Genomic DNA, 12,945 nt, shown 5'->3' on the forward strand with positions numbered 1-12,945 from the left:
CCCGATCATTTGCCGATGCAGAACGAACTGAAGATTTCGCCCAGAAGCTCATCCGGGGTCATGGCGCCCGTAATCTCGCCAAGTGCGTCCTGGGCCTGCCGCAGGTCCTCGGCCAGCAGTTCCCCGGCCCCGAACTCGCTGAGTTGGGTCTGGCCCTGGACCACCATGGCCCGGGCACGTTCCAGTGCATCCAGATGGCGCCGGCGAGCCATGTAGCGGCCTTCAGAAGCGGTCTGGTACCCCATGCACTCCTTCAAGTGCTCCCGGAGTTGCCCAACACCATCGGTGGACTGGGCGGAAAGGCGGATCACCGGCGTACCATCGTGTTCGCTATAACCCGGTGTTTCTCCCGAAAGGTCTACCTTGTTACGGAGGACGGTGACCGGCAATCCTTCGGGCAGCTGGCGAGGCAGGCCGGTCCTCAGGGTGGTTGGATCCGTTTCGGGGGTCGTTGTGCTGTCGACCAGCAACAGGACCCGGTCCGCTTTCTCAATCTCAGCCCAGGCGCGATCAATACCGATGCGTTCAACCTGGTCGGTACTATCGCGCAGGCCCGCCGTATCGATGATGTGAAGCGGCATACCGTCGATCTGGATCTGCTCGCGGAGCACGTCCCGTGTGGTGCCCTCGATCTCCGTCACGATGGCAGTATCCTGGCCGGAAAGGGCGTTCAGGAGACTGGATTTACCCGCATTGGGTTTACCGGCAATGACAACCTGCATGCCATCCCGCAACAAGGTGCCTTGGTGGGCTTCCTGCATCGTGTGATCCAGGGATTCCAGCAAGGCCTGAAGGTCGGCGGCGACCTTGCCATCACCCAGAAAATCCACGTCCTCGTCCGGAAAATCGATGGCGGCTTCCACATAGACACGCAACTGGACGAGCTCTTGAATGAGTCCAGACACAACACGGGAGAAAGCCCCCTGCAGCGAATGCAGGGCGCTCCGGGCCGCCTGTTCCGAGCTGCTTTCGATGAGATCAGCAATGGCCTCGGCCTGGGCGAGGTCCAGTTTATTGTTCAGGAAGGCTCTTTCAGAGAATTCCCCGGGTCGGGCAAGACGTGCGCCCCTTGTCGTGGCCGAGGTGATGAGGCGGTCCATGAGAACGGGCCCGCCATGGCCCTGGAGTTCAAAGACATCCTCACCGGTGAATGAATGCGGCCCCGGAAAATAGAGGGCAATGCCTTCGTCGAGAACCTCACCGGCTCCATCAAGGAAGGGCCCGTAATGGGCATGGCGGGGCCGAGGCTCAAAACCGAGAAATGCCTGGGCGAGCTCAAGGGCCCCTGGACCCGAGAGCCGCACAACGCCCACGCCACCTCGGCCCGGCGGCGTGGCGAGCGCCGCTATGGTATCCCGATCCGCACCGCTCATGGCAGCTCAAGGGATCAGCCCTTGGGGGACTGTCCCTGCTCCTTCTCGATCTGGCGATAGATGAAGAATTGTTGCGCCATTGAGAGCAGGTTGTTGCTCAGCCAGTACAACACCAGCCCTGCTGGGAACCACAGGAAGAAGAAGGTGAACATGATCGGCAGAATCTTCATCACCTTGGCTTGTACCGGATCCGGAGGTGTCGGGTTCAACTGCATCTGCAGGAACATGGAACCACCCATCAGGATCGGCAGGATGAAGTAGGGGTCCATAACGGACAGGTCATGGATCCAGAGCATGAAGGGCGCGTGGCGCAATTGCACGCTCTCGAACAGAACCCAGTAGAGGGAGATGAACACCGGCATCTGGACCAGTATCGGCAGACAGCCGCCCAGTGGATTGATTTTCTCCTTCTTGTAAAGGTTCATCATCTCCTGGGACAGCTTCTGGCGATCATCGCCATACTGCTCTTTGAGCCGCTGCATCTCCGGCTGTACACGGCGCATATTGGCCATCGAGCGATAGCTGGTGGCGGAGAGCTTGTAGAATGCCAGCTTGACCACGATGGTAAGCAGGATAATGGCGACACCCCAGTTGCCTGTCAGATCGTGAAACCAGTCCAGCAGATAGAACAATGGCTGGGAGATGAAGAACAGCCATCCGAAATCAACAGTACGATCCAGATTGGGCGCAATGCCCTGAAGGCGTTCGATGACCTTGGGGCCCACGTAGACACGGGAATCGATTTCTTTCTCCGCACCAGGCGCTACCTTGGTGCCGGGACTGACAAACCCCATGACGTGCAGGTTGTCACCACGCATGCGGGTTTGGTAACGATGCGTCTTATCCGGGTCCGGAATCCAGGCGCTCATGAAGTAGTGCTGGAGGAAGGCAACCCAGCCCCCATTCACCTGACGGTTCAATGGCGTTTCGCGCAGGTCTGAGAACTCGTACTTGATATACGGATCCTGCGGAGTGCTCAGGACCATGCCCAGGAACGCGCGGACACCAATCATACGCTGGCTGGTGGGATCCTCGCTTTCGTCACGGACAATACGGCCTGAGAAGTATCCCTTCCAGGGCTCATTGGAGCCGTTGCGGATATGGTAGCTCACCTTGAGGCGGTAATGGTCGCGCTCAAAGGTGTAGCGCTTGATGATCTGTACACCGGACTCGGTTTCATGGGTCAGATCAACGGTGAGTTGATCTTCACCTTCTTCCAGGCGGTAGGTATCCGCCTTGGCATTGAAGGTCAGGTTTCCATGACCCCGTTTGGAACCACCCTCGCCGAGAAGGCTGCTTTCCAGGATATAGGTGCGTTCACTGTCGTTCTGAAGAAGCGTGAGCGGTTGCTTGGACTTGCGCGTACGGGTGTGTTCCGGCAATCGGGCTTCAACCAGATGGCCGCCGTTAAGGCTGATTCGGGCGTTGAGAACATCTGTTACCACCTGAACCGTGTTGCCGTTATCCCCAGCGGTTTCATCGGTGCTGGTTCCGCTGGGGGCCTGGCCGGTCTCCTGCGCTGTACCGCCCATCGAAGAGTCCGGGCGTTCAAAACCATCGCCAGCATCATCGGGCTTGCCGGTCGTTGATGGCGGCTGGCTGGCTGGATCGGCCGTGGCCGGGCTGGATTCCTCAGCCGCTACGGGCTCGTTGGAAGGGCTCTGTTGGTGGTAATCCTCGTTCCAGGCCATGACGAGGAGATAGCTGACAATGGCCAGACCAAGCCAGATGGCGACGCGGGGGATATCCATTGATTGGGTCATTTTTTGCATGAACAGGATTGATGGGTTGGGGAAGTTCCTGGTACCGGATCGTAGCCGGACGTACCCCAGGGATGACATCGAAACAGACGGCGGAGTGCGTAAGAGCCGCCCCGGAGCAAACCATGCTGGAGGATGGCGGTTGCCGCGTATTCAGAACAGCTTGGTGCATGCCGGCAGTGAGGGGGCATCAGAGGACTGATCCCGTACTGGTAGGCACGAATCAGTAGAAGAAGCAGCCAGCGCATGGGATTACCCCGTTTTAGCCGGAGACCGGGAGGTTGCCTGTTTGCTCAACTTGCGCCACGCCCGATCAAGCTCGCTGAAAAGCTCGGCATTATCCATCGTGTTGCCGCCAGGCCGGGCCAGAACAATGACGTCCAAGGCCGGGATCTGGTGCTGGCGGTGCCTGAAAGATTCCCGGACTGCCCGCTTGAACCGGTTGCGGTTGGTTGCTTTGGGCAAGTGACGCCGGGCCGCGATGATGCCCAGACGGGGCGTTGTCTGCGCATCATGAGCGGTCCTGGCGAGTATCAGGAATCCACGGCTGCCGGCCCTGAACTGGACATCATTGAAAACCCGCGTGTAATCACGGCTGTTGAGCAGCCGCGCATCACGGGGAAATCGGAAATCAGGCGGCAACAGGCTGGATTCAGGCGCTGAGGCGCTTACGACCCTTGGCACGCCGCCGTGCAATCACTTTGCGGCCATTCTGGGTTGCCATGCGGGCACGGAAACCATGGGTCCGCTTGCGCTTGAGGTTACTCGGCTGAAAGGTTCGTTTCATTGGTGCTGGTCCTGTTCAGGGCTGCGAATGTCGGATCGATGGTTTCGGCCGATGGGCCTGGAACGGATCTGCCATCGGGATGCGGGATTCTAGTCAATTTATGGCGATCAGACAATGGCTGGGAAGCGTGAGCTGGTTACGCAGTCACAGTCATAACAACGTTTTTATTTTAATGGATTAATAAGACTGTTGTTATTACTGTTAGGGACGCGGATTTCTGTGGATAACTGGATCTGTCTCCGGTCTGGCGGGGTTCGATCGTGGGGATGGGTCTGTTCAGGAGTGCTTGGTAAGCTGGTAGGAAGCCCGGTATGAAATGGGTAGAAGCCAGGGGTGGGCTTGGGGCGCTGGCTTATCAACGGGTCTATCCGGGGTTTGTACAGGGGTTAACACACCGTGTTTGCACAATGGTCTGTGGAAAACCGGTTTGGACGGTCAGGCATTTGTAATTTTGTGCACGACTCTGTTTTTAAGTTCGTAATAACCTGAGTAAAAAGAAAAAAATAATCCACAGGGTGTTTATATCGTTGACTGAAGGGCTTTAACCGTCGGGGGGCTGAGCGTAGAATACCGCTCCTACCGGCTTGAGACCGGTCCAAAAGCGAACACGGTGAGGTCAACAGTCGTGCCACAGGAAATCTGGCAGCAATGTCTGGAGCGGTTACAGGACGAATTTCCCGCGCAGCAGTTCAATACCTGGTTGCGGCCGTTGCAGTCCCGCGAAGACGGCGGATCACTGGTGCTGCTGGCGCCTAACCGGTTCGTGCGCGATTGGGTCAGCCAGAAATACCTGGACCGGATTGAGGAAGTGCTCCGTGACCTTAACGGCGCCAAGGGGCTTCATGTTGAGGTCAAGGTCGGGTCGGCGGACGACAGCCGGTCACGTCCTGCGGCAACGGCACGCAACCGGAGTCAGGAAACAAGGCCTTCCACAAAGCCCTCGGTACCGGATAGTGGTGGCGGCGAGGTGGCGTCCGCGAGCGCGGAAGTCGCGCCTCCGGTTAATGATGAAGAGCTCAACGCAGCGGACGAGCGACCGGTGGAGGACTCGCCTGTGGCAGCTCGGATTGCCGGGCGAGCAAGTGGGGCTCGTGATGATCGTCGCGCCAATGTTGAGGGGAGTGTCCAGCACAGCGAGACGTTCCTGAACCAGGAGTTTACGTTTGAGACCTTTGTGGAGGGTAAATCCAACCAGCTGGCCCGGGCGGCATCGAGTCAGGTGGCCGAGAATCCGGGGGGCTCTTACAACCCGCTGTTTCTGTACGGAGGGGTGGGCCTTGGCAAGACACACCTGATGCACGCGGTAGGTAATGAGATTGTGCGCCGTAACCCGGGCGCGCGGGTCGCCTATCTGCGGTCGGAACGCTTTGTGGCTGACATGGTCAAGGCACTGCAGTTGAACGCGATCAATGACTTCAAACGGTTCTATCGATCCCTGGACGCGCTTCTGATCGACGATATCCAGTTTTTCGCGGGCAAGGAGCGCTCCCAGGAAGAGTTCTTTCATACATTTAACGCGTTGCTGGAGGGGGGGCAGCAGGTGATTCTGACCTGTGATCGGTTCCCGAAGGAAATCGCCAATATGGAAGAGCGCCTCAAATCGCGTTTTGGTTGGGGACTGACGGTGATGGTGGAGCCTCCTGAGCTGGAGACCCGGGTGGCGATTATCATGAAGAAGGCGGAGCAGGCGCAGGTGACTCTCAGTAACGAGGCGGCGTTCTTCATTGCCCAGAAGATCCGGTCCAATGTGCGGGAACTGGAAGGCGCGTTGAAGCTGGTGATTGCCAACTCCCACTTCACCGGCCAGCAGATCACGCCGGCGTTCATCCGGGAAAGCCTCAAGGACCTGCTGGCGCTGCATGAGAAACAGGTGAGCATCGACAATATTCAGCGGACCGTGGCAGAGTACTACAAGATGAAAGTGGCGGACCTGCACTCGAAACGCCGCACGCGGACAATCACCCGGCCCCGCCAGATGGCGATGGCGCTGGCCAAGGAGCTGACAAGTCACAGCCTGCCCGAGATTGGGGATGCCTTTGGTGGCCGTGACCACACCACAGTTCTCCACGCTTGCAAGAAGATCGAAGAGCTGCAGGAATCGGACGCCAATATCCGCGAGGATTACCAGAACTTCCTCCGGCTGCTGACCACCTGAACCACTGACAAACCCACATCCGAATCAGGCGGAATCCGACAATCATGAAAATCCGGACGAGTCGCGAAGCCCTTCTTGAACCACTTCAGGCCATTGCCGGTGTTGTGGAAAAAAAACAGACCATGCCGGTTCTGGCGAACGTGCTTCTGGTGGCCGAGGGCGGAGCCCTGACGCTCACCGGCACCAATATGGAAGTGGAGCTTGTAGCCACTTTGACGGAGCTGGAACTCGAACAGGAAGGGCGGATCACGGTGCCGGCGCGTAAGCTCGTGGATATCTGCCGGTCACTGCCTGAAGCAGCGGATGTGACGCTGGGGCTCGAAGGCGACCGGATGCGGATCCGTGCGGGAGCGAGCCAGTTTACGCTGGCTACCCTGCCCGCCGATCATTTCCCGAATGTGGAAGATGACGAGGAGAGCTTTACCCTCAACCTGGAACAGGGGTCCTTCCAGAGTCTGCTGAGCAGTACCGCCTTCGCAATGGCTCAGCAGGATGTGCGTTATTACCTGAACGGTCTGCTGCTTGAGATTGGGGACGATCTGATCCGTGCGGTGGCGACGGATGGGCATCGGCTGGCGCTTTCCAATCTCTCAGTCCCAACCTATCTGGATGAAACGCGGCAGATCATTGTTCCCCGCAAGGGCGTTCAGGAACTCACTCGGTTGCTGGGTGATGATGATCGCAATGTTGCGGTTACCATCGGGGGAAGCCATATCCGGGCGACAATGGATGGCTTCACGTTTACCTCCAAGCTTATCGAGGGGCGTTTCCCGGATTATAACCGGGTGATTCCGAGTGGTGGCGACAAGACAGTGATTGCGGACCGGGAAACGCTTCGCAGCATCCTGCAACGGGCCGGGATTCTATCGAACGAGAACATTCGTGGGGTTCGGCTCGAGCTGGAACCCGGCGAATTGCATGTCTATGCCAATAACCCGGATCAGGAGCAGGCTGAGGACACCATGGCGGTGGAATACCAGGGTGAGCCGCTACAGATCGGGTTCAATGTTGGGTATCTGATTGACGTGATGAACGTGATTCGGGAGGACCAGGTTCGGATTGTGCTTTCCGGATCCAATGCAAGCGCACTGATTGAGAGTACTGGCCCGGATGACAACCTGTACGTTGTGATGCCAATGCGTCTGTAGAAAACAGACAGGACAGGGAGTGTGGGAATGAATACCTTGATTGAAAAGTCCCCGATCCCAAAGCGTGAGAAACCTGGGAAGGGGTCGTATAACAAAACTGAAGGCCTGGGAACCAATCCCGTTCAGATTGTGGGTGATGGTGTGAAGGGCGCGCTTCGGATTGGACAGACAGCGATGGTCCTCGGTGGCCAGGGGGTGCGTTGGCTGCGAGGAGACCGTCCACCGGTGCCCAGGCTGATGCGCGAGACGTTTGAACGGCTGGGTGCAACCTACATCAAGCTGGGTCAGTTCATCGCCTCGTCGCCAACCTTCTTTCCGCGTGAATACGTGGACGAATTCCAGAATTGTCTGGACCAGACGAGTCCCCTGCCCTATAGCGTCATGGAACGGATTCTGAGAGAGGAACTTGGCAGCGCGGTGGATACGGCCTTCAGCCGGATTGACCGCGAGCCCCTGGCATCCGCCTCCATCGCGCAGGTGCATGGAGCCCGCTTGGCCAATGGTGAGGAGGTGGTTCTCAAGATCCAGAAGCCCGGTGTCTCGAATATTCTGCTTACGGATCTAAACTTTCTTTACCTGTCGGCGCGGGTGGTGGAAACCTTGGCGCCGAAACTGGCTTGGACTTCGCTTTCCGGGATCATCCAGGAAATCCAGCGGACGATGATGGAGGAATGCGATTTCGTTCAGGAGGCGAATAACCTGGAGTCGTTCCGTGAATTCCTGGACCGTACCGGCAATACCGGAGCAACGGCGCCGCGGGTGCACCGTGCTCTGAGCAGCGGCCGTGTGTTGACAATGGAGCGTTTCGAAGGTGTGCCGTTGACCGATCTGGAGACGATTCGGCGATACAGTGATGATCCGGAGCGGACGTTGATCACTGCGATGAACACTTGGTTTTCCAGTCTGACAGAGTGTGATTTTTTCCATGCTGATGTCCACGCAGGCAACCTGATGGTACTTGAGGATGGCCGGGTTGGCTTTATTGATTTCGGGATTGTAGGGCGTATTGATCCGGATACCTGGACAGCGGTTTCGGATTTCATGGGCGCGCTGATGAGCAGTGACTTTGAGGCGATGGCGGACGCCATGGTCCGGATCGGCGTGACTCGTCAGGGTGTGGACGTTCAGGCCCTGGCCCGCGACCTCTCCGGGCTGCAACGGCACATGGACACTGTGGTGCCGACGGACATGGATGAGATGCCTGATATTGAGACCCTCTCCGAAGAGACCGATGACGATGTTAATGAGCTTCTGATGGATCTCGTTCGGGTAGGCGAAGACCATGGGCTGCATTTTCCACGTGAGTTCGCTCTGCTGATCAAGCAGTTTCTTTATTTTGATCGGTATGTCCACATCCTGGCGCCGGAAATGGATATGTTCCTCGATGAACGCCTGAGCATGCTTCACTGAGGCGGCCCCTGATGTCAGTTCTTCCCCAGGTTGTCACCTCGACACTTGCCTTGTGGCGGGGGAGTGCTGTGCGCGTTGGGGAAACCCATCAGCCGGGCCAACCGCTGCGGCTTTTTGATGTAGAGGGTTGCTGGCATTGCCGGCTGGTGCGGGAAGCGCTGACGGAATTGGGACTGGATGCAGTCATCCAACCTTGCCCCAAAGGTGGTGAGCGGTTTCGCAATCAAGCCCGGGAGCTGGGTGGGTATGAGCGCTTTCCCATGCTGGTCGATCCTTCCCAGGGCCAGGTTCTTTATGGCAGCGGACGGATTCGGGGGTATCTCTGGCGACAATACGGTCCCGGGGTGGTTTCAGGGATCAGTAGCCGAAAGCCTCTGAACAACGTCCGTTCTGTGTTGGCAAGTGGTTCCAGACTGGGCCGTGGTGTTTATGCAAAGCCTTCGCGGAGACCGGATCGATTACTGGAACTTTACAGTTTTGAATCGAGCCCGTTTTCCAGACGGGTGCGTGAGCGTTTGTGTGAGCTGGAACTTCCCTACGTGCTTCGTAATTGTGGTAAGTCGAGAGCCAGAGAGTGGTTGTTCCCCATGATCCGGGAACGGTGTGGTATTGAGGATCGGCCCCTCACAAGGAACCGTCGGGAATTGTTGGCGCGTACCGGCAAGGTGGCGCTTCCCTACTTGGTGGATCCGAATCTTGAAATCGAGCTCTATGAAAGTGATTCCATTTTGGCGCACCTGCGTCACTACTACCAGATCTGATCCATGGCCCTGAACGAGCTCCATGTTCATCATTTCCGTAACATCACCCACCAGAAACTCCAATTCGCGTCCGGTCTCAATCTGATCCATGGTGCCAATGGCAGTGGCAAGACCAGTCTGCTGGAAGCGATCTATTACCTTTCAACAGCCCGTTCGTTTCGATCCTCGAATCATCGACGGGTGGTGCAAGAGGGGGAGCGTTCATTGACGCTGTTTGGGCGGGTTTCGGACCCACAGCAGGGTTTGATCCGGATTGGGCTGGAGCGTGAGCCCGGTCATCCTAAAGGCGTCAAACTTCAAAGGGATGGCGAGGCGATTCAGGCTGTTTCCGATTTGGCACGTGTTCTACCTGTGTCCGTGATTGAACCGGGTACGTTTGAGCTTGTAGCCGGGGGGCCTGGGCATCGGCGGCGTTTTCTGGATTGGTTGGTGTTCCACGTGGAACATTGGTTCAGTAAGGTTTGGCAGGAGGCGCAAAGGGCGCTCAAACAGCGCAATCACCTCCTTCGTCGTGGTATAATTGACGCCGCCTCGATTGGCCCCTGGAACACCAGGGTCGCGGATCTCGGGGAACGATTGAACGAGGGCCGGAAGGCCGGATTCGACGCGTTTTACCAGGAATTCGAGGCGATCAAAGCACGGTCCTCAGTAGCATGGCTTGAAACGGTATCGCTCAGTTTCAACCCGGGCTGGGACGCCAGCCAGGACCTCGTGTCAGTACTCGAAGGGAACCTGGAATCTGAATCGCGGGCCGGTTTCAGTCTTTACGGGCCGAATCGTGCGGATATCCGGATCCGCGTGGGTAAACAGCCGGCCGGGGAGGTTCTTTCCCGAGGCCAGCAACGGTCCCTGGTGGTTCTGATGAAGCTCGCCCAGATGCGGGTGTTGCAGGGAAAAGGCTTCCAGGGGATATGTCTGTTGGATGACATCCACGCAGAGCTGGATGCTCAGAATCAGGCGCTTCTGACCAGCGAACTGCTGGCATTACAAACACAGGTTTTTCTTACCGGGATTAGGGCTCCGAACGAAGGAGTGCTCGGAAGCCTGATGCTCGAGCATGAACCATCGGTGTTCCACGTGGAACATGGGTGGTTCACAGAACAATGAACGTCAAGCTGGGGGAACCCTGCGAATGTCCGATTACACCTCTACAAGCATCAAGGTACTCAAGGGTCTCGATGCCGTGCGCAAACGACCCGGTATGTATATCGGTGACACCGATGATGGCACTGGTCTCCACCACATGGTCTTCGAGCTGGTGGACAATTCCATCGACGAGGCATTGGCGGGGTATTGTTCCGAAATCGGTGTGGTCATCCATCCAGATGAATCCGTTACGGTCAGGGACGACGGCCGCGGAATTCCCACGGATCTCCACGAGGAGGAAGGGGTATCCGCCGCCCAGGTGATCATGACCGTCCTCCACGCCGGCGGCAAATTTGACGACAATACCTACAAGGTATCCGGTGGCCTCCATGGCGTGGGTGTTTCCGTGGTCAATGCCCTTTCCTCGACACTCAAGCTTACAATCCGCCGCAACGGCAAAGTTCATGAGCAGGTCTACCACGACGGTATTCCGGAGGAGCCGCTTCGGATTGTTGGTGATACCGAAGCCTCGGGCAGTGAAGTCCACTTCATTCCCTCGGTTGAAACGTTCTCCAACATCCAGTTCCACTTCGACATCCTGGCAAAACGCCTGCGCGAACTGGCCTTCCTGAACAGCGGTGTCAGAATCCGGCTTACCGATGAGCGCAGTGGCAAGGATGAGGTGTTCGAATACGAGGGCGGCCTAAGGGCTTTCGTCGAACACCTGAACACCAATAAAACGCCGTTGAACCGCGTCTTTCATTTCACCCGCGAACGCGATGATGGCATCGTTGTTGAGATCGCGATGCAGTGGAATGATGCCTTTCAGGAAAATATCTTCACGTTTACCAACAATATCCCACAGAACGATGGGGGAACCCATCTTGCTGGCTTCCGGGCTTCGCTTACCCGGACGCTGAACAACTACATGGAGCAGGAAGGCCTTGTTAAAAAGATCAAGGTCAATACCTCAGGGGATGACGCCCGGGAAGGTCTGACCGCGATCATCAGCGTCAAGGTTCCGGATCCGAAGTTCTCTTCCCAGACCAAGGACAAGCTGGTTTCTTCTGAAGTGAAGACAGCGGTCGAGCAGGAGATGAACCAGGCGTTCACCGACTACCTTCAGGAGTACCCCCAGGAAGCCAAGGCGATCGTGAACAAGATGATCGACGCGGCCCGGGCGCGGGAAGCCGCCCGCAAGGCGAGGGATATGACTCGCCGTAAAGGGGCCCTGGATGTGGCAGGTCTTCCCGGCAAGCTGGCGGATTGCCAGGAAAAGGATCCAGCGCTTTCTGAACTGTTCATTGTGGAGGGTGATTCCGCGGGCGGCAGCGCCAAGCAGGGGCGGGAACGTCGTACCCAGGCAATTCTGCCCCTCAAGGGTAAGATCCTGAACGTGGAAAAGGCACGTTTTGACAAGATGCTGGCTTCCGCGGAAGTGGCTACCCTGATTACCGCTTTGGGCTGCGGGATTGGCCGTGAAGACTATGATCCGGACAAACTGCGGTACCACAGTATCGTCATCATGACGGACGCCGATGTGGATGGTTCCCACATCCGTACCCTGCTCCTGACCTTTTTCTACCGCCAGATGCCGGAACTGATTGAGCGTGGCCACGTCTATATCGCCCTGCCGCCACTTTACAAGGTCAAGCGGGGCAAACAGGAGCAGTATCTAAAGGATGAAAAGGCCAAGACGGCCTATGTCACCCAGTCCGCCCTTGAAAACGCGGCACTCTACGTGAATCCGGAGGCGCCACCCCTGGCTGGGCAGGCTCTTGAAGAGCTGGTCCATGAGTACCAGAGCGTGATGGAAAACATCGAACGCCTCAGCCGCATCTATCCGGAACGTGTGTTGCAGGAAATGATCACCCAGAGGACGTTGACCCCTGCGGATCTGGAAAACCGGGAAGCCATCGAGCAATGGGTTGGCGAACTGGGTGAACGTCTGGTTCTGGATACCCGGACCGGCATCCGGTATGAGTTTTCCACCACCGAGGACCCGGAACGCAAGCTGACACTGCCCAAGGTGACATTGCTGATTCACGGGATTCCCTACGAGTATGTGTTCCGGCATGAGTTTTTCGAATCGCCCTCTTACAAGGCCATTGCCCGGCTGGGCGAGAAGCTCGATGGTCTGGTTGAGCCTGGCGCCTATGTCCAGCGGGGCGAGCGCAAGCATCCGGTGGATACCTTTGCCGGTGCCCTGGACTGGCTGATGCGTGAAGGCCAGAAAGGCCTCACCATTCAGCGGTATAAGGGTCTGGGTGAAATGAACCCGGAGCAGCTCTGGGAAACGACCATGGATCCGGAAACCCGGCGGATGATGAAAGTGACGATCGAGGACGCCATAGCGGCGGATCAGATCTTCACAACCCTCATGGGTGATGAGGTCGAACCACGCAGGGACTTCATCCAGAGCAATGCGCTGGAAGTAGAGAATCTGGATATCTGAAGACGAGCGG

General features: G+C 57.4%; 11 protein-coding genes. 6 read left to right on the plus strand and 5 right to left on the minus strand.

Features of this window, described 5'->3' with window-relative positions; translation table 11 throughout:
- Positions 1 to 5: 5 nt before the first annotated feature.
- Genes mnmE through rpmH form a run of 5 tightly spaced genes read right to left on the minus strand, consistent with a single transcriptional unit; the run spans position 6 to position 3,920 of the window.
- Positions 6 to 1,373 carry a tRNA uridine-5-carboxymethylaminomethyl(34) synthesis GTPase MnmE gene (gene mnmE / locus AC1RQI_RS02760; protein ID WP_481903564.1) on the minus strand — a complete coding sequence of 456 codons (1,368 nt, stop codon included), beginning with the start codon at positions 1,371 to 1,373 and terminating at the stop codon, positions 6 to 8.
- A gap of 14 nt (positions 1,374 to 1,387) precedes the next feature.
- Positions 1,388 to 3,124, minus strand: a complete 1,737-nt coding sequence (gene yidC, locus AC1RQI_RS02765; protein ID WP_481903565.1) for a membrane protein insertase YidC — start codon at positions 3,122 to 3,124, stop codon at positions 1,388 to 1,390.
- An 8-nt stretch (positions 3,125 to 3,132) separates the two neighbouring features.
- Positions 3,133 to 3,381, minus strand: a complete 249-nt coding sequence (yidD, locus tag AC1RQI_RS02770; protein ID WP_416632977.1) for a membrane protein insertion efficiency factor YidD — start codon at positions 3,379 to 3,381, stop codon at positions 3,133 to 3,135.
- A gap of 4 nt (positions 3,382 to 3,385) precedes the next feature.
- Positions 3,386 to 3,775 carry a ribonuclease P protein component gene (gene rnpA, locus AC1RQI_RS02775; protein WP_416632976.1) on the minus strand — a complete coding sequence of 130 codons (390 nt, stop codon included), beginning with the start codon at positions 3,773 to 3,775 and terminating at the stop codon, positions 3,386 to 3,388.
- A gap of 10 nt (positions 3,776 to 3,785) precedes the next feature.
- Positions 3,786 to 3,920, minus strand: a complete 135-nt coding sequence (gene rpmH, locus AC1RQI_RS02780) for a 50S ribosomal protein L34 (RefSeq protein WP_349751151.1) — start codon at positions 3,918 to 3,920, stop codon at positions 3,786 to 3,788.
- Between the two features lie 625 nt (positions 3,921 to 4,545).
- Here rpmH and dnaA point away from each other — a divergent pair.
- The 6 genes from dnaA (at position 4,546) to gyrB (ending at position 12,935) form a co-directional block, all read left to right on the plus strand.
- On the plus strand, positions 4,546 to 6,075 hold the full coding sequence (gene dnaA, locus AC1RQI_RS02785; RefSeq protein ID WP_416632975.1) for a chromosomal replication initiator protein DnaA: 1,530 nt from the start codon (positions 4,546 to 4,548) through the stop codon (positions 6,073 to 6,075).
- 44 nt (positions 6,076 to 6,119) lie between these two features.
- Positions 6,120 to 7,223 (plus strand): DNA polymerase III subunit beta, encoded by a 1,104-nt coding sequence (dnaN, locus tag AC1RQI_RS02790; protein ID WP_416632974.1) that lies wholly within the window; start codon positions 6,120 to 6,122, stop codon positions 7,221 to 7,223.
- A 225-nt stretch (positions 7,224 to 7,448) separates the two neighbouring features.
- Positions 7,449 to 8,633 (plus strand): ABC1 kinase family protein, encoded by a 1,185-nt coding sequence (locus tag AC1RQI_RS02795; RefSeq protein WP_481903566.1) that lies wholly within the window; start codon positions 7,449 to 7,451, stop codon positions 8,631 to 8,633.
- Positions 8,634 to 8,644: 11 nt separating this feature from the next.
- Entirely contained in the window at positions 8,645 to 9,394 is a 750-nt protein-coding gene (locus AC1RQI_RS02800) for a glutathione S-transferase N-terminal domain-containing protein (protein ID WP_481903567.1), read from the plus strand.
- Positions 9,395 to 9,397: 3 nt separating this feature from the next.
- Entirely contained in the window at positions 9,398 to 10,501 is a 1,104-nt protein-coding gene (gene recF / locus AC1RQI_RS02805) for a DNA replication/repair protein RecF (RefSeq protein ID WP_481903568.1), read from the plus strand.
- 25 nt (positions 10,502 to 10,526) lie between these two features.
- Positions 10,527 to 12,935: a DNA topoisomerase (ATP-hydrolyzing) subunit B gene (gene gyrB, locus AC1RQI_RS02810; RefSeq protein ID WP_481903569.1), complete on the plus strand. Its 2,409-nt coding sequence runs from the start codon at positions 10,527 to 10,529 to the stop codon at positions 12,933 to 12,935.
- The last annotated feature ends 10 nt before the right edge of the window (positions 12,936 to 12,945 follow it).

It is taken from the genome of Salicola sp. AFF1, from assembly GCF_056783195.1.

What these genes read in the sequence shown, in the direction of transcription:
- mnmE (WP_481903564.1), bottom strand. Translation starts at nt 1,373, where the DNA reads ATGAGCGGTGCGGATCGGGATACCATAGCGGCGCTCGCCACGCCGCCG.
- yidC (WP_481903565.1), bottom strand. Translation starts at nt 3,124, where the DNA reads ATGGATATCCCCCGCGTCGCCATCTGGCTTGGTCTGGCCATTGTCAGC.
- yidD (WP_416632977.1), bottom strand. Translation starts at nt 3,381, where the DNA reads ATGCGCTGGCTGCTTCTTCTACTGATTCGTGCCTACCAGTACGGGATC.
- rpmH (WP_349751151.1), bottom strand. Translation starts at nt 3,920, where the DNA reads ATGAAACGAACCTTTCAGCCGAGTAACCTCAAGCGCAAGCGGACCCAT.
- dnaN (WP_416632974.1), top strand. Translation starts at nt 6,120, where the DNA reads ATGAAAATCCGGACGAGTCGCGAAGCCCTTCTTGAACCACTTCAGGCC.
- AC1RQI_RS02800 (WP_481903567.1), top strand. Translation starts at nt 8,645, where the DNA reads ATGTCAGTTCTTCCCCAGGTTGTCACCTCGACACTTGCCTTGTGGCGG.
- recF (WP_481903568.1), top strand. Translation starts at nt 9,398, where the DNA reads ATGGCCCTGAACGAGCTCCATGTTCATCATTTCCGTAACATCACCCAC.
- gyrB (WP_481903569.1), top strand. Translation starts at nt 10,527, where the DNA reads ATGTCCGATTACACCTCTACAAGCATCAAGGTACTCAAGGGTCTCGAT.